Here is a 16128-nt window from a genome sequence, read left to right as displayed (position 1 = left end):
AACAACTGAAATAAAATGAAAAATTCAGAAATTTTAGAATTATCAACAGAGGATTTAGCTGCTCGTTTAGTAGAAGAGAAAGCTGCCCTTAGCAAATTGAAATTTGCACATGCTGTTTCTGCAATTGAGAACCCTAATGTAATCAAAACAGCTCGTAGAGATATCGCTCGTTTAAGTACTGAGTTGAGTGCTCGTAAAGCTGCAGCTAAGAAAGAAACAGCCTCTGAGGCATAAATTGAAGTCGAAATGGAAAGACAATTAAGAAAAACAAGAATCGGCTTAGTAGTTAGCAATAAAATGGAGAAATCTATCGTAGTAAAGGTTGAGCGTAAAGTGAAACACCCTATCTACGGTAAATTCGTTAAAAAAACTACTAAATTTACTGCTCATGACGAAACTAATACCTGTGGTATCGGCGATACGGTATTAATTATGGAAACTCGTCCGCTGAGTAAGACTAAGAATTGGAGATTAGTAGAAATATTAGAAAGAGCTAAATAACATGGTACAACAGGAATCAAGACTAAATGTTGCTGATAACAGCGGAGCTAAAGAAGTTTTAGTAATCCGTGTGTTAGGTGGCACAGGTAAGCGTTATGCTTCGATAGGTGATAAAATTGTTGTTACCATCAAAAGCGCTTTACCTTCAGGAAACGTAAAAAAAGGTACTGTTTCTAAAGCTGTAGTTGTTAGAACTAAAAAAGAAATCCGTCGTAAAGATGGTTCTTATATTCGTTTTGATGACAACGCTGCAGTATTATTAAATAATAATGATGAACCACGTGGTACACGTATCTTTGGCCCAGTTGCTAGAGAGTTACGTGAGAAACAGTTCATGAAAATTGTATCACTAGCACCGGAGGTTTTATAATTATGGCATACAAAAAAACAACAACAACTACACACAAAATCAAAATCAAAAAAGGTGATTTAGTGAAAGTTATCGCTGGTAACTCTAAAGGTGTTCAAGGAAAAGTATTGCAAGTTTTAGTGGATGCTAATAGAGCTGTTGTAGAAGGCGCTAATATCATCAAAAAACACACTAAACCAAGTGCGGCTAATCCTAATGGTGGTATTATTGAAAAAGAAGCAGCTATCCATATTTCTAACTTAGCTTTAATCGATCCTAAAACAGGAGCTCCTACTCGCGTAGGTCGTAAAGTTAACGAAGATGGTAAAATTGTTCGTGTAGCAAAAAAATCAGGGGAGGAAATTAAATAATGACTTACGTACCAAGATTAAAAGTGAAATATGCGGAGGAAATCCGTACTGCACTTAAAGAAAAATTCCAGTATAAAAGTGTTATGCAGGTTCCTAAACTTGAGAAAATCGTTGTTTCACAAGGTGTAGGTGCTGCCACTTCAGATAAAAAATTAATTGATAACGCTCTTGCAGAGTTAACATTAATTACTGGTCAACAAGCTGTTGCAACAAAATCGAAAAAAGATATCTCAAACTTTAAATTACGTAAAGGTATGCCTGTTGGTGCACGTGTTACTTTACGCGATAACAACATGTATGAGTTCTTAGATCGTTTAATCGCTGTATCACTTCCACGTATTCGTGACTTCCGTGGTATCAACGATAAAGGTTTCGACGGTAGAGGTAACTACAACTTAGGAATTACTGAGCAAATCATTTTCCCTGAGATCAACATTGATAAAATCAACAAAATTCAAGGTATGGACATTACTTTCGTGACTAGTGCAGGAAATGATGTTGAGGCTTTAGAATTGTTGAAACAATTCGGTTTACCATTTAAAAATCAAAACACTAATAACAATGGCTAAGGAAGGATTAAAAGCTCGCGAAGTAAAACGCGCTAAATTAGTAGCTAAATTTGCTGACAAACGTGCTGCGTTAAAAGCTGCTGGTGATTATGCTGCATTAGATAAATTGCCTAAGAATGCTTCTCCAGTTCGTTTACACAACCGTTGTAAATTAACAGGACGTCCTAAAGGATATATGCGTCAATTTGGTATCTCTCGTGTAACATTCCGTGAGATGGCATTAGACGGTAAAATCCCGGGGGTTAAAAAAGCTTCTTGGTAATATCAAAAAAATAAGTAATTTTGCCCCAGCAAATCTTTTTTCAGATTTGCTAGGGTTTTTTACGTTAAAATTTATTAATCGACAAAAGGTCTGTCCCAAAAGTTGGGAAGGAAACCGTTGTCACAACTTTTATATATAATGAATACAGATCCAATAGCGGATTACCTTACACGAGTAAGGAATGCCATTAAGGCCAACCACAGGGTTGTTGAAATTCCTGCATCGAACCTTAAAAAAGAAATTACAAAAGTTCTTTTTGACAAAGGTTACATTGCTAATTACAAATTTGATGAGACTGGAGTTCAAGGCACAATCAAAATTGCTTTGAAATACAATCCAATTAGCAAAATCTCGGCTATTCGTACGTTGACACGTGTGAGTAAACCTGGTTTAAGAAAATATGCAAGTGTTGAGACTATGCCTCGTGTTTTGAACGGCTTGGGTATCGCTGTTTTGTCAACTTCTAAAGGAGTTATGACAGACAAAGAAGCTCGCTTACAAAATGTTGGCGGTGAAGTTTTATGTTACGTTTATTAATCTAGGAAAATCACAAAGAAATGTCAAGAATTGGAAAAGCGCCTATCGCTATGCCTGCTGGTGTAACGGTGACTGTATCTGACAAGAATTTAGTTACAGTAAAGGGCCCTAAAGGTGAATTAACACAACAAGTTGATCGTGACATTACAGTTGCTCAAGAAGATGGAAACATCGTGGTAACTCGTGCTACAGATCAAAAAAGACACAAAGCATTACACGGATTATACCGCTCTTTATTGAGCAACATGGTTGTCGGTGTAACTGAAGGTTACAAAACTACTCAAGAATTAGTCGGTGTAGGTTACCGTGCAACATGCACAGGTAATGTATTGGAGTTAACTTTAGGTTTCTCTCACCAGATTGTATTTATGTTGCCAAAAGAAATTACAGCAACAACAACTGCTGATAAGGGTAAAAACCCTACTATCACTTTGGAATCTATCGACAAACAATTAATCGGTCAAATCGCAGCGAAAATCCGCGGCTTCCGTAAACCAGAGCCATACAAAGGTAAAGGTATTAAGTTTGTAGGTGAAGTATTAAGAAGAAAAGCAGGTAAATCAGCTAAAAAATAATAACCATGGCAGGACATAAAGCATCTCGTAGAGAGAGAATCAAAAAAGGAATCAGAAAACACCTGGCTGGATCAACAGAGCGTCCACGCTTGTCAGTTTTTAGAAGTAATAAAGGTATCTACGCTCAAATCATTGATGATGTTGCTGGAAAGACATTAGTGTCAGCTTCTAGCGCTTCAAAAGATTTTGCTGCTGCAGGCAACAAAGTTGAGCAATCAAAAGCGGTAGGTAAATTAGTTGCAGAAAAAGCAGTTGCAGCTGGAATTAGTAAAGTAGTTTTTGACCGTAATGGGTACTTATACCATGGCCGTATCAAATCTTTGGCTGAAGGTGCTCGCGAAGGCGGTTTAGACTTTTAATCATAGAACGAAATGGCATTAAGCAATATAAAAAGAGTAAAATCAAGCGAGATTGAATTAAAAGATCGCTTAGTAAGTATCCAACGTGTAGCTAAAGTTACTAAAGGTGGTCGTACTTTCAGTTTCTCTGCAATCGTGGTTGTAGGTGATGAAAACGGTATCGTTGGTTTCGGTTTAGGTAAAGCGAAAGAGGTTACTGAAGCAATTACGAAAGGAATTGACGACGCTAAGAAAAACTTAGTAAAAGTTCCTATTATCAAAGGTACTGTACCTCACTCACAATATGGTAAATATTCTGGTGGTTCAGTTTTGATTAAACCAGCAATTGCAGGTACAGGAGTTTTAGCAGGTGGCGCTATGCGTGCAGTATTAGAGTCTGCTGGTATCAAAGACGTATTAGCAAAATCATTAGGTTCATCTAATCCACATAATGTGGTAAAGGCAACTATTGATGCTTTAGCTAACATGCGTGATGCGTATACAGTAGCACAGCACCGTGGTGTCGATTTGAATAAAGTATTTAACGGTTAATTATCATGGCAAAAATCAAAATCACCCAGATAAAGAGCGTTATCGACAGAAGCGAGCGCCAAAAGAAAACTATTGAGGCATTAGGTTTGAAAAGAATCAATCACTCAGTAGAAGTTGAAGCTACACCAGCTATTATTGGTATGGTGAGAAAAGTAAATCACTTAGTAGCTATCGAAACTATTTAATATAAGCATATGGAAAGAACTTTATCGTTCTTTCCATTACTTTATTATAATCAATTTTTTAATCGTTAGGACCTGTTTAGTGAAAGCGAAGGCCTAACACAATTTAGTTTTAAAATGAACTTAAGTAATTTAAGACCTGCAAAAGGTTCCGTAAAAAGTAGTAAACGTATTGGTCGTGGTACAGGTTCTGGTCGCGGTGGTACTTCTACACGTGGTCATAAAGGAGCTGGTTCTCGTTCAGGTCACTCAACGAAAATCGGTTTCGAAGGTGGTCAAATGCCTTTGCAACGTCGTGTACCTAAATTTGGTTTCAAGAACTTAAACCGTGTTGAGTATAATGGTGTAAACTTAGATGCTTTACAAGAATTAGTAGAGAAACATAACTTGACAACTGTAAACCTAGAAGAATTGGTTGCACACGGTTTAGTATCTAAGAAAGACAAAGTGAAAATCTTAGGTCGTGGTGAGTTGAAAGCAAAAGTTGAAGTTACAGCGCATGCGTTCTCGGCTACTGCTCAACAAGCTATTGAAGCAGCAGGCGGTTCTATCGTTAAACTTTAATAAATGAAGAAACTAATCACAACCTTAACCAATATTTGGAAAATTGATGATCTACGTACACGTATTTTGAATACGTTGCTATTTCTTCTAATTTACCGTATTGGATGTCATATTGTATTACCTGGAGTGAATCCTCAAGCTTTGGCCTCTGGTCAGAAAGAAGGTTTACTTGGTTTGTTAGATATGTTTGCAGGAGGGTCATTCTCTCGTTCGGCTATCTTTGCATTAGGGGTAATGCCTTATATATCGGCATCCATTGTTGTTCAGTTACTGGGCATTGCGGTACCTTATTTCCAAAAAATGCAGAAGGAGGGTGAAAGTGGTCGTACTAAAATGAATCAAATTACGCGCTATCTAACGTTAGCGATTACTTTGCTTCAAGCGTTTGCGTATGTGAGAACTCAAATTGAGCCTTCAGCAAAAACGTTAGCAGATCCAATGTTCACTATTCTTACTGCAATAGTTTTGACAGCGGGTACTTTGTTTGTAATGTGGTTAGGAGAGAAAATTACTGATAAAGGTATTGGTAATGGTATTTCCTTAATCATTATGACGGGTATTATCGCACAATTGCCAAGTGGTATTACCGCGGAGTGGGTATCACGTATGAGTAAAGGTGGTGGTGGACCAATTCCATTATTACTGGAATTTTTAGCTTTATTTTTTGTTGTTGTATTTACGATTTTAATCGTTCAAGGTGTTCGTAAGATCCCAGTTCAATATGCAAAGAAAATTGTTGGAAATAAACAGGTAGGTGGAGTTAGACAGTATATTCCTCTAAAGGTAAATGCTGCTGGTGTAATGCCAATCATTTTCGCGCAAGCGATTATGTTTGTGCCTATGAGTCTAGGTCAGTTTTTCCCTAATCTTCAATCAGATTTCTTAACGTCGTTGAGTAATTATACATCTGTTGCATATAATGTAACCTTTGCTATTTTAATTATAGCATTTACATTCTTTTATACAGCAATTATGGTTAATCCTCAGCAAATGTCTGATGATATGAAGAAAAATGGAGGATTTGTACCCGGTATTAAACCAGGTCTAGAAACAAGTAACTTTATTGATCGTGTGATTTCAAATATCACATTCCCTGGTGCAATTTTCCTTGCGATCATTGCTATATTACCTGCTATTGCAAGTTTATTCGGTATTAATAATCAATTTGCGCATTTCTACGGAGGTACGTCTTTATTGATTTTGGTAGGTGTTGTGTTGGATACTTTGCAACAAATTGAAAGCCACTTGTTGATGCGTCATTATGACGGATTAATGAAAACTGGACGCATTAAAGGAAGAACTCCTGCGGCAGTAGAAGGTGTAGATCAGTCGGCAATTTAAATTCTTTAGATGTCTAAAGTATATTATAAATCAGAGGAAGAAATCGAGCAAGTGCGATTGTCAGCAAATGTGCTTTCGCAATTGCTTGGTGAAGTTGCTCAGGTTATTAAACCTGGCATAACCACTTTATCTCTTGATAAATTAGCTTACGAGTTTATCCATGATAATGGTGGGACGCCTGCGTTCCTTAATTATCATGGATTTCCATACTCACTTTGCATTTCTGTTAACGATCAGATCGTTCATGGATTTCCTAGTGATTATATAATCAAAGATGGAGATCTTGTTTCTGTTGATGGTGGCGTAAATCTAAACGGTTTTATTAGTGATTCAGCTTACACTTTTGGTGTTGGTAATATTACTGAAGAAGCGCAGCTGTTACTTGATGTAACAAAAGAATCTATGTACAAAGGCATAGAGCAAGCTGTCGCTGGAAAACGTGTAGGTGATATCGGTGCAGCGATACAGGAGCATGTTTCTAAATACGGTTTTGGTATTGTACGAGAACTGGTTGGACATGGTGTTGGTCTTCATTTACATGAAAAACCAGAAGTACCTAACTACGGTAAACGTGGTTCTGGTGCCAAATTAGAGTCGGGCTTAGTTATTTGTATAGAACCAATGATCAACGCAGGAAAAGCAGGCGTGAGATTTTGGGATGATGGATGGACAGTAAGTACTGTTGATGGTAAACTGTCAGCGCACTTCGAACAAATGGTCGCTATACGTAAAGGCGAGCCCGATGTGTTGTTGACATTTGAACATGTAGAGAAAGTTTTAGGTGAAAAATAGTTGATTTTCAATTATTTTATATATCTTTGCACTCCTGTTTGCAGGCTATTTAACAAAATAATAATCAAGAATATATGGCTAAACAAGCCTCAATTGAACAAGATGGAATAATTAGAGAGGCACTTTCTAATGCTATGTTTAGGGTAGAATTGGAAAATGGGCATGAAATTATTGCTCATATTTCTGGTAAAATGCGTATGCACTATATCAAAATTTTGCCTGGGGATAAAGTTAAATTAGAAATGTCTCCTTATGATTTGACTAAAGGACGTATCACATACCGTTATAAGTAACGGATTGATTGTCTGATAGTGCAAGCTTTTGAAAATAATTAAGATCATGAAAGTAAGAGCATCAATAAAAAAACGTAGCGCTGATTGTAAGATCATTCGTCGCAAAGGAAAAGTTTTTGTAATCAACAAAAAGAACCCTAAGTACAAACAACGTCAGGGTTAATTAATTAAAAATAATCGCTAAACATATATGGCAAGGATAGCAGGTATTGACTTACCTAAAAACAAAAGGGGTGTTATCGGCCTTACCTACATTTTTGGTATCGGTCGTACAACAGCGGAGCTTATCTTAGATAAGGCGGGAATCAGTCAGGACATTAAAGTTCAAGATTGGAATGATGAGCAATTGGCAGCAATTCGTACATTGATTTCTGATGAAATTAAAGTTGAAGGTGCATTGCGTTCAGAGATTCAATTAAACATCAAACGTTTAATGGATATTGGATGTTACCGTGGATTACGTCATCGTAAGCATTTACCAGTTCGTGGTCAACGCACTAAAAACAACTCTCGTACTCGTAAGGGTAAACGTAAGACAGTTGCAAACAAGAAAAAGGCTACTAAATAAAAATTAAGAAATGGCTAAAAGTAAAAAAGCTGCAAAAAAACGTATTGTTGTAATTGAGCCTGTTGGTCAAGCACACATCAATGCTACGTTTAATAATATCATTGTTACTTTGACTAATAATCAAGGTCAAACTATTTCTTGGTCAAGTGCTGGGAAAATGGGTTTTAGAGGTTCTAAAAAGAATACACCGTACGCAGCGGGTCAAGCAGCAAATGACTGTGGTAAAGTTGCATACGATTTAGGTCTACGTAAAGTAGAAGTATTCGTAAAAGGACCTGGTGCTGGACGTGAGTCGGCTATCAGAACATTGCAAACTGTTGGAATTGATGTAACTACTATCAAAGATATTACGCCACTTCCTCACAACGGTTGTCGTCCTCCAAAACGTAGAAGAGTTTAATTAGGTTAAAGATAAGATTCATTAGCTAAAGGCTAATAGATACTTTAAGAGAAAAAAAATGGCTAGATATACAGGACCTAAGTCCAAAATTGCCCGTAAATTTAGAGAGCCGATTTTCGGCCCAGATAAAGCGTTAGAAAAAAAGAATTATCCTCCTGGACAACATGGAGCATCTAAACGCAGAGGTAAACAATCTGAATACGCTATTCAGTTGTTAGAAAAGCAAAAAGCAAAATACACTTACGGGGTGTTAGAGCGTCAATTCGCTAATTTGTTTGTTAAAGCTGCCTCAAAACAAGGTATTACAGGGGAGATCTTCTTGAAATTATTAGAAGCTCGTTTAGATAACACGGTTTACCGTTTAGGTATCGCCCCTACTCGTTCTGCTGCTCGTCAGTTAGTATCGCACAAACACATTACTGTTAACGGTGAATTAGTTAACATTCCATCATATAGCTTACGTCCAGGTGATGTAATCGCTGTTCGTGAGCGTTCTCAAACGCTTGAAACAATCACTGATTCAGTTGCTGGTAGAATCATCAACAAATACTCATGGTTGGAGTGGAATGCTAAAGAACTTACAGGTACTTTCTTAAGTTACCCTGAGAGATCTGACATTCCTGAGAACATCAAAGAGAACTTAATCGTAGAGTTATACTCTAAATAATAAATAAAGTAGCAATATGCATAGTCCATAATGGATTATGCATATTCTATTGTATTGCAAGTATTATTACAAAAACTTTAAAAAGAAATAAATGGCAATTTTAGCATTTCAAAGACCGGATAAAGTTATCATGCAAAAATCTACAGATTTTGATGGTACGTTCGAATTTCGTCCATTGGAGCCTGGTTTTGGTGTAACCATTGGTAATGCTTTGCGCCGTATTTTATTGTCCTCATTAGAAGGATATGCAATTACGTCGATAAGGTTTTCAGGCGTTTCGCACGAATTTTCAACTATCAAAGGTGTAGTTGAAGACGTTACTGAGATTATTTTGAATTTGAAACAAGTTCGTTTTCAAAAAACAGGTGATCAAGGTGATAGCGAAAAGATATTTGTAGTAATCAATGGTCAAGAGCAATTCTCAGCTGGTGATATCACAAAATTCTCAAACAACTTTACAGTATTAAACCCTGATCTGGTTATCTGTAACATGGATAGCTCGGTTACAATTGAAGTAGAATTGAGCGTAGCTAAAGGTCGTGGTTATGTAAATGCTGATGAGAATAAAGTCGTGGATGGTCCTGTAGGATTAATCGCGATTGATTCGATCTTTACTCCGATTAAGAATGTTAAATTTACCATTGAGAACTACCGTGTAGAACAAAAAACTGACTACGAGAAATTGTTGTTAGATATTTCTACTGATGGTTCTATTCATCCAGAAGAGGCTTTAAAAGAAGCAGCTAAAATCTTAATTCAACACTTTATCTTGTTCTCTGATGAGAATATGCTTCTTGAGTCTCAAACTAAAGAAGAAACTAAAGTTGTTGATGAAGAAATTTTACATATGCGTAAAATTTTGAAAATGGAATTAGTTGACTTGGATCTTTCAGTTCGTGCATTGAACTGTTTGAAAGCTGCTGATATTCGTTCATTATCTGAACTAGTTACTTATGACGTAGCAGATATGTTGAAATTCAGAAACTTCGGTAAAAAATCATTAAGCGAAATCCAAGAATTGGTTAAATCGAAAGGTTTATCATTCGGAATGAACTTGTCTAAATATAAATTAGACGAAGATTAATATATTAATAAGCGGCTTGTATATAATTCCCTCTGTGAAGAGACGGTATATACATTAAAATTAAATTAAAAATGAGACACGGAAAAAAAGTAAATCACTTAGGCCGTACTGACAGCCATAGAAAGGCAATGTTAGCTAACATGGCAACGTCATTAGTAAAACATAAACGTATCACAACTACTTTAGCAAAAGCTAAAGCTTTACGTAAATATGTGGAGCCTTTGATTACTAAATCTAAAAACGATACGACTCACTCTCGTCGTACTGTTTTCGCTTACTTGAAAGATAAAGAGGCTGTTACTATCTTATTCCGTGAAATTTCGGAAAAAGTAGCTAATCGCCCAGGTGGTTATACACGTATTATCAAAATGGAAAATCGTTTAGGTGATAATGCTGAAATGGCATTCATCGAATTGGTAGACTATAATGAGATCTACGGTGCTAAAGCTGCTACTGAGAAAAAAGCAACTCGTCGTCGTGGTGCTTCTAAGAAAAAAGCTGAAGGAACTGAAGAAACTCCAGCTGCAACTGAAACTGATGCTACTGCATCGACAGAAGAAGAAAACAAAGACTAGTTCTTTAACTTTTTTAGATATAAGGCCTATCATGAAAATGATAGGCTTTTTTATTTTTAACTGATTTTTAGGAAGACTTAGCTATATTTGCAATGCATATCGGACTTATGTTTCTCATTTAATTATTTATTCATTATCAATGGACTTATTTAACGTTTATCCCATTAATCCAATTAATATTGTAAGAGCACAGGGCTCGACGGTGTGGGATGCCGAAGGAAATGCTTACTTGGATTTATATGGTGGTCATGCTGTGATTTCAATTGGTCATACGCATCCACATTATGTTCAACGTGTGACAGAACAATTAAATCGAATTGGATTTTATTCTAATTCTGTCGAGATTCCTATTCAACGTGAATTAGCTCGATTATTAGGTGAGGTTTCAGGGAAAGAGGATTATCATTTGTTTTTATGTAATTCTGGTGCAGAAGCTAATGAAAATGCATTAAAATTGGCATCCTTCTATAATAAGCGAAAAAAGGTTATTGCTTTTTCAAAAGCTTTTCATGGACGTACTTCTTTGGCGGTTGCTTGTACGGATAATCCAAGTATTGTAGCTCCGGTCAATGAAACTGACCATGTTGTATTTTTACCTTTTAACGATGAAGAAGCTTTGGTTGAGGCATTCCAATCTTATGGCGATGAAATTTCATCCGTCATTATTGAAGGAATACAAGGTGTGGGAGGTATTCGTGAAGCATCTGTAGCATTTCTTAAGTTAATTCGTTCACTTTGTGATCAATATGGTTCTGTATTTATTGCTGATGCTGTACAGTGTGGTTATGGTCGTTCTGGCCAGTTTTATGCACATGATTATGCAGGAGTCGATGCTGATATATATTCCATGGCAAAGGGCATGGGTAATGGATTTCCTATCGGAGCAATTAGTATAGCTCCTAAATTTGTGGCTGCTTATGGCATGTTAGGAACTACGTTTGGAGGAAATCATTTGGCTTGTGCAGCTGCAGTTGCTGTGTTAGAAGTTATTAAACAAGACAATTTAATTCAAAATGCTGCTCAAGTTGGAGCTTATCTCATAAGCGAATTGAACAAGTTTGATCAAATTACTGAGGTCAGAGGACGTGGCTTGATGATAGGTATTGATTTACCTAGTGAATTAGCCCATGTAAGAAAAGATTTATTAGATAAGTATAAAATATTCACAGGAGAGGCTAAGCCTTCTGTTATCCGTTTATTACCTGCATTAAATACAACAAAAGAAATGGCTGATCAATTTTTAACAGCGTTTGCTGAAAGTTTGAAAGGTTAATTTTGATTAAAATATAGATATGAAAAAGTTTTTTTCTGTTAAAGATGTTGCTAATGTTTCTGACGTAGTAAAAGAAGCGTTGGAGCTAAAAGCTAATCCAAATGAATTAGAATCTTTAGGAAAATATAAAACGCTGGGTTTAGTGTTCTTAAATCCGAGTTTGCGTACGCGCTTAAGTACTCAAAAAGCTGCTATGAATTTAGGAATGAATGTCATGGTCATGAATATGGATAAAGATGGTTGGGCACTGGAAACTCAAGATGGAGTTGTCATGAATGGTACAACTGTCGAACATATTCGTGAAGCAGCTGCCGTAATGGGCGAGTATTGTGATATTTTGGGCTTACGTTCTTTTCCAAAATTAAAAGATCGAGAAGAAGATTATTCGGAAGATTTATTTAACAAGTTTATTCAATATTGTGGTGTACCCGTTATTTCTTTAGAAAGTGCAACCCGTCATCCTTTACAAAGTCTGACTGATATTATAACCATCACAGAATATAAAAAAACGGAGAAGCCTAAAGTTGTTTTAGCTTGGGCTCCTCATGTAAAAGCTTTACCGCAGGCAGTACCAAATTCATTTTCGGAATGGATGTGTCAAGCTCAATCAGAAGGTTTAGTTGATTTTACAATTGTACATCCTGATGGATATCAATTATCTGAAGAATTTACAAATGGGGCTAAGATATCAAACAATTTGAATGATAGCCTTCAAGATGCCGATTTTGTATATGTGAAAAATTGGTCTTCTTATGAAGAATACGGAGAGGTATATCCGGTAACGGATAATTGGTTAATCGATAACGAAAAATTAGCGCTGACCAATGACGCAAAAATTATGCATTGTCTTCCTGTTAGGAGAGATTTGGAATTGTCGTCCGAAGTTTTGGATGGACCAAATTCTTTAGTCATTAAAGAGGCAAGTAACCGTGTTTGGGCTGCTCAAGTAGTATTAAAGCGCATGCTAGAGAGCTTAAAGAAATAAAAATAAGCTTGTAAATATATTATTTTGGAAGATTTAGAGAGAAAGATGTCAAATAGTAGCCTGAATATTATAAAAATAGGTGGCAATATCATTGATGATGAATTACTTTTAGATTCATTTTTAGAGAAGTTTGCTGCATTACCAGGTAAAAAGATTTTAGTGCATGGTGGTGGTAAAATAGCGACGCGCATGGCCAGTGATTTAGGAATTGAGGCTAAGATGGTTGAGGGGCGCAGAATTACAGATGAAGCTATGTTGCGCATTGTAACCATGGTTTATGCTGGTTTAACTAATAAAAATATTGTTGCAAAACTTCAAGTTTTAAAATGTGATGCGATAGGCCTGAGTGGAGCTGACGGCGGAACGATTAAAGCCATAAAACGTCCTGTTAGAGATATTGATTATGGTTTTGTTGGTGACATTTTACATGATTCTGTAAATACAGCTTCTATTAAAAAATTCTTAGAAGCGGGATTTGTTCCCGTATTCTCAGCAATCACTCATAATGGTTTAGGTCAGTTATTGAATACGAATGCAGACACAATTGCTTCTGCTTTAGCTGTTGGTCTATCGTCTCTATATGATACGTCTTTAGTTTACTGTTTTGAAAAGAATGGCGTATTAAGAGATGTTACAGATGATCAGTCGGTTATTAATTCAATTCATGCCGATGAGTTTCCAAAATTAAAGGAAGATGGTACAATCCATGATGGTATGGTACCAAAACTGCAAAATGCTTTTGATGCTATACAAAAAGGAGTTAGGAATGTGTATATTGGTCATGCCAATAACTTGCACTTGTTCCAACAAGGGCAATTTGGAACATGTTTAACCTTAAAATAGAATTTTGAATCATGAAAAGAATCACCATTATCGGAACAGGAAATATTGGTTTGTCACTTGCAAAAGGTTTAGTTAAGAGTGAATTTTGCAAAGCAGAACAAATTACTTTAACAAGACGTAATATTAAAGCCTTAAGTCATGAAAGCCAGTTAGGATTTGTCGTAACAGACAATAACGTACAGGCCGTTCAAGATGCTGATATTATTGTTTTTGCAATTTTGCCGCAACAATTACGAAAAGTTCTGGAAGAAATTGCCCCGGTAGTGAAGGATTCTGATCAGATTTTTGTATCTGTTGTTTCGGGAGTGAGCTGTTTGGATATTAAAGAAGTGTTAGGACAAGGTACATCGGTTGTAAGAGCAATGCCTAATACGGCAATTGCTATTGGACAATCAATGACTTGTATTGCTACGGACACTGCAGCACCTCATATCGTTAAAGAAGTAGAGGTGATGTTTGAGACCGTTGGAGCAGTTGTTGTCATTAATGAAGATTTAATGACTTCGGCGACAGCACTGTGCGCTTGTGGGATTGCTTTTTTCTTAAGAGCTATTCGAGCGGCATCACAAGGAGGTGTAGAGATTGGCTTTCATGCCCATGATGCACTAAAGATGGCGGTTCAAACAGCTAAGGGTGCAGCTGACTTGTTACTGCAAACACAAACACATCCAGAAAGTGAAATTGATAAGGTAACATCCCCTAAAGGCTGTACTATTGCAGGTTTGAATGAGATGGAGCATCATGGTTTCAGCTCCGCCTTTATAAAAGGCATTAAATTATCTGCTCAAAAGGCTGGAGGTTTATATAATGAATAGTCGTATTCAATTATTTGAAGAGAGTTTAACATTGCTGAAATCACTGATTAAAATTTCTTCTTTTAGTAGGGATGAGGGTGAAACAGCCGATTTAATTGCTCAATTTTTTAATAAAAAAGCAATTAAGTCGTATCGCAAAGGAAATAATATTTGGGTTTATAATAAGAATTATTCCCCTCTTAAACCTACTATCTTATTAAATTCACATCATGATACGGTAAAACCCAATACTGGTTACACTAGAAATCCGTTTTCACCCGATGAAGCAGATGGTAAGCTTTTTGGATTAGGGAGTAATGATGCTGGAGGTTGTTTGGTTTCGCTAATTGCTACATTTCTTTACTTTTACAATCGATCTGATCTTCAGTATAATTTTTGTTTGGCAGCGACGGCGGAAGAAGAAGTCTCTGGAAAAGGGGGGATAGAATCCATAATTTCTGATTTAGGAACTCTGGATTTCGCCATAGTCGGGGAGCCAACTTTAATGGATCTTGCTATTGCAGAAAAAGGTTTAATGGTCTTGGACTGTACAGCCCATGGTATAGCTGGGCATGCAGCAAGAGATGAAGGCGAAAATGCTCTTTACAAAGCTATTCAAGATATTGAGTGGTTTAAATCTTACCAATTTGAACGCGAATCCAAAAAACTGGGTCCGATCAAAATGTCTGTTACGATGATTCAATGTGGAGAACAACATAATGTTGTACCAGCGACTTGCAATTTTGTTGTTGATGTCAGGACAACGGATGCTTATAGTAATGAAGAAACATTAGCAATTATAAAACAGCAGGTGTTATCGGATGTTACAGCGCGATCAACAAGATTAAGTTCTTCTTCAATTCCAGAAGATCATCCTTTTGTTTTATCAGGAATTAGCCTTGGAAAGAAGACTTATGGATCTCCCACTATGAGTGACCAAGCGTTATTACGAATTCCTTCAGTAAAATTGGGCCCGGGTTTTTCTGGACGTTCCCATATGGCAGATGAATTTATTTTTATTGATGAAATACGGAATGGTATTGATGATTACATAAGCATGTTGGAAAAAATAGTATAAACAAAAAAGCACAAAATATTTTTTGTGCTTTTTTGTTTATATAAGATTTGATGGCTTAAACTAAACTAATCTGTCTTTTTATACTTTCTTCAAGTGATATAATGGTTTCAGTCCGTTGTATTCCTTGTACTGATTGAATATCTTCATTCAATACTTTACGAAGATGTACTGTATCTCTACAGATGATTTTAGCAAAGATACTATATTGACCTGTACAGTAGTGTAATTCAACAACTTCTTTAATTTCTTTTAATTGTGAAACAGCATCTGAATATTGAGATCCTTTTTCAAGATAAATACCTAAGAAAGCAGTGATATCAAAACCTACTTTTTGTGGGTTTATAATGAGATTGGATCCTTTAATAATACCCAATTCTTCCATTTTTTTCATACGAACATGGATGGTACCTCCAGATACAATTAATTTTTTTGCTATTTCTGTATAAGGAATAGACGCATCATTCATCAAAATTGATAATATCTGAATATCAAGATTGTCTAAATCGTAATTAGAATAGTTGTTTTCCATTAAATGTGCTGTTATTAATTAAGTTAATCAGTGTTGATGACATACTGTTTTATAATCGTCACAGATTAAAATTTTAAATTTTTCAAAAATACTAAGATTTGTTGGT

At 36.2% G+C, this 16128-nt stretch carries 27 protein-coding genes; 26 read left to right on the top strand and 1 reads right to left on the bottom strand.

Annotated features, from left to right (window positions below):
• Positions 1–15: 15 nt before the first annotated feature.
• The 26 genes from rpmC to C8N37_RS12015 all read left to right on the top strand — a co-directional run bounded on the left by rpmC (position 16) and on the right by C8N37_RS12015 (position 15493).
• On the top strand, positions 16–234 hold the full coding sequence (gene rpmC, locus C8N37_RS12140) for a 50S ribosomal protein L29 (protein WP_045753979.1): 219 nt from the start codon (positions 16–18) through the stop codon (positions 232–234).
• Positions 235–246: 12 nt separating this feature from the next.
• Positions 247–501 (top strand): 30S ribosomal protein S17, encoded by a 255-nt coding sequence (gene rpsQ, locus C8N37_RS12135; RefSeq protein ID WP_021189648.1) that lies wholly within the window; start codon positions 247–249, stop codon positions 499–501.
• A 1-nt stretch (position 502) separates the two neighbouring features.
• Positions 503–871, top strand: coding sequence for a 50S ribosomal protein L14 (rplN, locus tag C8N37_RS12130; RefSeq protein WP_021189647.1), 369 nt, complete (start codon positions 503–505; stop codon positions 869–871).
• A 2-nt stretch (positions 872–873) separates the two neighbouring features.
• On the top strand, positions 874–1221 hold the full coding sequence (gene rplX / locus C8N37_RS12125) for a 50S ribosomal protein L24 (RefSeq protein ID WP_045753980.1): 348 nt from the start codon (positions 874–876) through the stop codon (positions 1219–1221).
• Positions 1221–1790 (top strand): 50S ribosomal protein L5, encoded by a 570-nt coding sequence (gene rplE / locus C8N37_RS12120; RefSeq protein ID WP_108159148.1) that lies wholly within the window; start codon positions 1221–1223, stop codon positions 1788–1790. The genes rplX and rplE overlap by 1 nt, the downstream gene beginning before the upstream one ends.
• Positions 1783–2052: a 30S ribosomal protein S14 gene (gene rpsN / locus C8N37_RS12115; RefSeq protein ID WP_021190937.1), complete on the top strand. Its 270-nt coding sequence runs from the start codon at positions 1783–1785 to the stop codon at positions 2050–2052. Before rplE ends, rpsN begins: the two co-directional genes overlap by 8 nt.
• A gap of 138 nt (positions 2053–2190) precedes the next feature.
• A complete protein-coding gene (gene rpsH, locus C8N37_RS12110; protein ID WP_045753982.1) occupies positions 2191–2589 on the top strand; it encodes a 30S ribosomal protein S8 in 399 nt (132 codons plus the stop codon).
• 20 nt (positions 2590–2609) lie between these two features.
• Positions 2610–3164, top strand: a complete 555-nt coding sequence (rplF, locus tag C8N37_RS12105) for a 50S ribosomal protein L6 (RefSeq protein ID WP_045753983.1) — start codon at positions 2610–2612, stop codon at positions 3162–3164.
• A gap of 5 nt (positions 3165–3169) precedes the next feature.
• On the top strand, positions 3170–3523 hold the full coding sequence (gene rplR / locus C8N37_RS12100; RefSeq protein WP_045753984.1) for a 50S ribosomal protein L18: 354 nt from the start codon (positions 3170–3172) through the stop codon (positions 3521–3523).
• A gap of 12 nt (positions 3524–3535) precedes the next feature.
• Positions 3536–4054 carry a 30S ribosomal protein S5 gene (gene rpsE / locus C8N37_RS12095; RefSeq protein ID WP_038695504.1) on the top strand — a complete coding sequence of 173 codons (519 nt, stop codon included), beginning with the start codon at positions 3536–3538 and terminating at the stop codon, positions 4052–4054.
• A 5-nt stretch (positions 4055–4059) separates the two neighbouring features.
• Positions 4060–4239, top strand: coding sequence for a 50S ribosomal protein L30 (gene rpmD, locus C8N37_RS12090; RefSeq protein ID WP_045753985.1), 180 nt, complete (start codon positions 4060–4062; stop codon positions 4237–4239).
• Positions 4240–4353: 114 nt separating this feature from the next.
• Positions 4354–4800, top strand: coding sequence for a 50S ribosomal protein L15 (gene rplO / locus C8N37_RS12085; protein ID WP_045753986.1), 447 nt, complete (start codon positions 4354–4356; stop codon positions 4798–4800).
• 3 nt (positions 4801–4803) lie between these two features.
• Positions 4804–6141, top strand: coding sequence for a preprotein translocase subunit SecY (gene secY / locus C8N37_RS12080; protein WP_045753987.1), 1338 nt, complete (start codon positions 4804–4806; stop codon positions 6139–6141).
• 9 nt (positions 6142–6150) lie between these two features.
• Positions 6151–6933, top strand: coding sequence for a type I methionyl aminopeptidase (gene map / locus C8N37_RS12075; RefSeq protein ID WP_045753988.1), 783 nt, complete (start codon positions 6151–6153; stop codon positions 6931–6933).
• Between the two features lie 74 nt (positions 6934–7007).
• Positions 7008–7226 carry a translation initiation factor IF-1 gene (gene infA / locus C8N37_RS12070; protein ID WP_002997456.1) on the top strand — a complete coding sequence of 73 codons (219 nt, stop codon included), beginning with the start codon at positions 7008–7010 and terminating at the stop codon, positions 7224–7226.
• Positions 7227–7272: 46 nt separating this feature from the next.
• Positions 7273–7389 (top strand): 50S ribosomal protein L36, encoded by a 117-nt coding sequence (gene rpmJ / locus C8N37_RS12065; protein ID WP_038702005.1) that lies wholly within the window; start codon positions 7273–7275, stop codon positions 7387–7389.
• Positions 7390–7416: 27 nt separating this feature from the next.
• A complete protein-coding gene (gene rpsM / locus C8N37_RS12060) occupies positions 7417–7794 on the top strand; it encodes a 30S ribosomal protein S13 (protein ID WP_045753989.1) in 378 nt (125 codons plus the stop codon).
• 10 nt (positions 7795–7804) lie between these two features.
• Positions 7805–8194, top strand: coding sequence for a 30S ribosomal protein S11 (gene rpsK / locus C8N37_RS12055; RefSeq protein WP_045753990.1), 390 nt, complete (start codon positions 7805–7807; stop codon positions 8192–8194).
• A gap of 58 nt (positions 8195–8252) precedes the next feature.
• The gene (gene rpsD, locus C8N37_RS12050; RefSeq protein WP_045753991.1) at positions 8253–8861 is read left to right on the top strand and encodes a 30S ribosomal protein S4; all 609 of its coding nucleotides are present in this window, start codon (positions 8253–8255) and stop codon (positions 8859–8861) included.
• Positions 8862–8952: 91 nt separating this feature from the next.
• Positions 8953–9945, top strand: a complete 993-nt coding sequence (locus C8N37_RS12045; RefSeq protein ID WP_108159147.1) for a DNA-directed RNA polymerase subunit alpha — start codon at positions 8953–8955, stop codon at positions 9943–9945.
• Between the two features lie 71 nt (positions 9946–10016).
• Positions 10017–10520: a 50S ribosomal protein L17 gene (rplQ, locus tag C8N37_RS12040; protein WP_108159146.1), complete on the top strand. Its 504-nt coding sequence runs from the start codon at positions 10017–10019 to the stop codon at positions 10518–10520.
• Between the two features lie 139 nt (positions 10521–10659).
• Complete coding sequence (locus tag C8N37_RS12035; protein ID WP_108159145.1) at positions 10660–11793, top strand: aspartate aminotransferase family protein; 1134 nt, start codon at positions 10660–10662, stop codon at positions 11791–11793.
• A 19-nt stretch (positions 11794–11812) separates the two neighbouring features.
• Positions 11813–12778 (top strand): Rossmann-fold NAD(P)-binding domain-containing protein, encoded by a 966-nt coding sequence (locus C8N37_RS12030; RefSeq protein ID WP_108159144.1) that lies wholly within the window; start codon positions 11813–11815, stop codon positions 12776–12778.
• 45 nt (positions 12779–12823) lie between these two features.
• Positions 12824–13621, top strand: coding sequence for an acetylglutamate kinase (gene argB / locus C8N37_RS12025; RefSeq protein ID WP_045754640.1), 798 nt, complete (start codon positions 12824–12826; stop codon positions 13619–13621).
• Between the two features lie 11 nt (positions 13622–13632).
• Entirely contained in the window at positions 13633–14436 is an 804-nt protein-coding gene (gene proC / locus C8N37_RS12020; RefSeq protein WP_108159143.1) for a pyrroline-5-carboxylate reductase, read from the top strand.
• Positions 14429–15493 carry a M20 family metallo-hydrolase gene (locus tag C8N37_RS12015; protein ID WP_108159142.1) on the top strand — a complete coding sequence of 355 codons (1065 nt, stop codon included), beginning with the start codon at positions 14429–14431 and terminating at the stop codon, positions 15491–15493. Before proC ends, C8N37_RS12015 begins: the two co-directional genes overlap by 8 nt.
• 55 nt (positions 15494–15548) lie before the next feature.
• On the opposite strand, the gene C8N37_RS12010 is transcribed toward C8N37_RS12015, so the two are convergent.
• Positions 15549–16022 carry an Lrp/AsnC ligand binding domain-containing protein gene (locus C8N37_RS12010; protein ID WP_045754637.1) on the bottom strand — a complete coding sequence of 158 codons (474 nt, stop codon included), beginning with the start codon at positions 16020–16022 and terminating at the stop codon, positions 15549–15551.
• Positions 16023–16128 lie beyond the last annotated feature (106 nt).

This window comes from Sphingobacterium faecium (genome assembly GCF_003054045.1).
Classification (GTDB): Bacteria; Bacteroidota; Bacteroidia; order Sphingobacteriales; family Sphingobacteriaceae; genus Sphingobacterium; species Sphingobacterium faecium.
The sequence above is the reverse complement of the archived record's forward strand: the minus strand, read 5'-3'. Positions and strand labels throughout refer to the sequence as shown.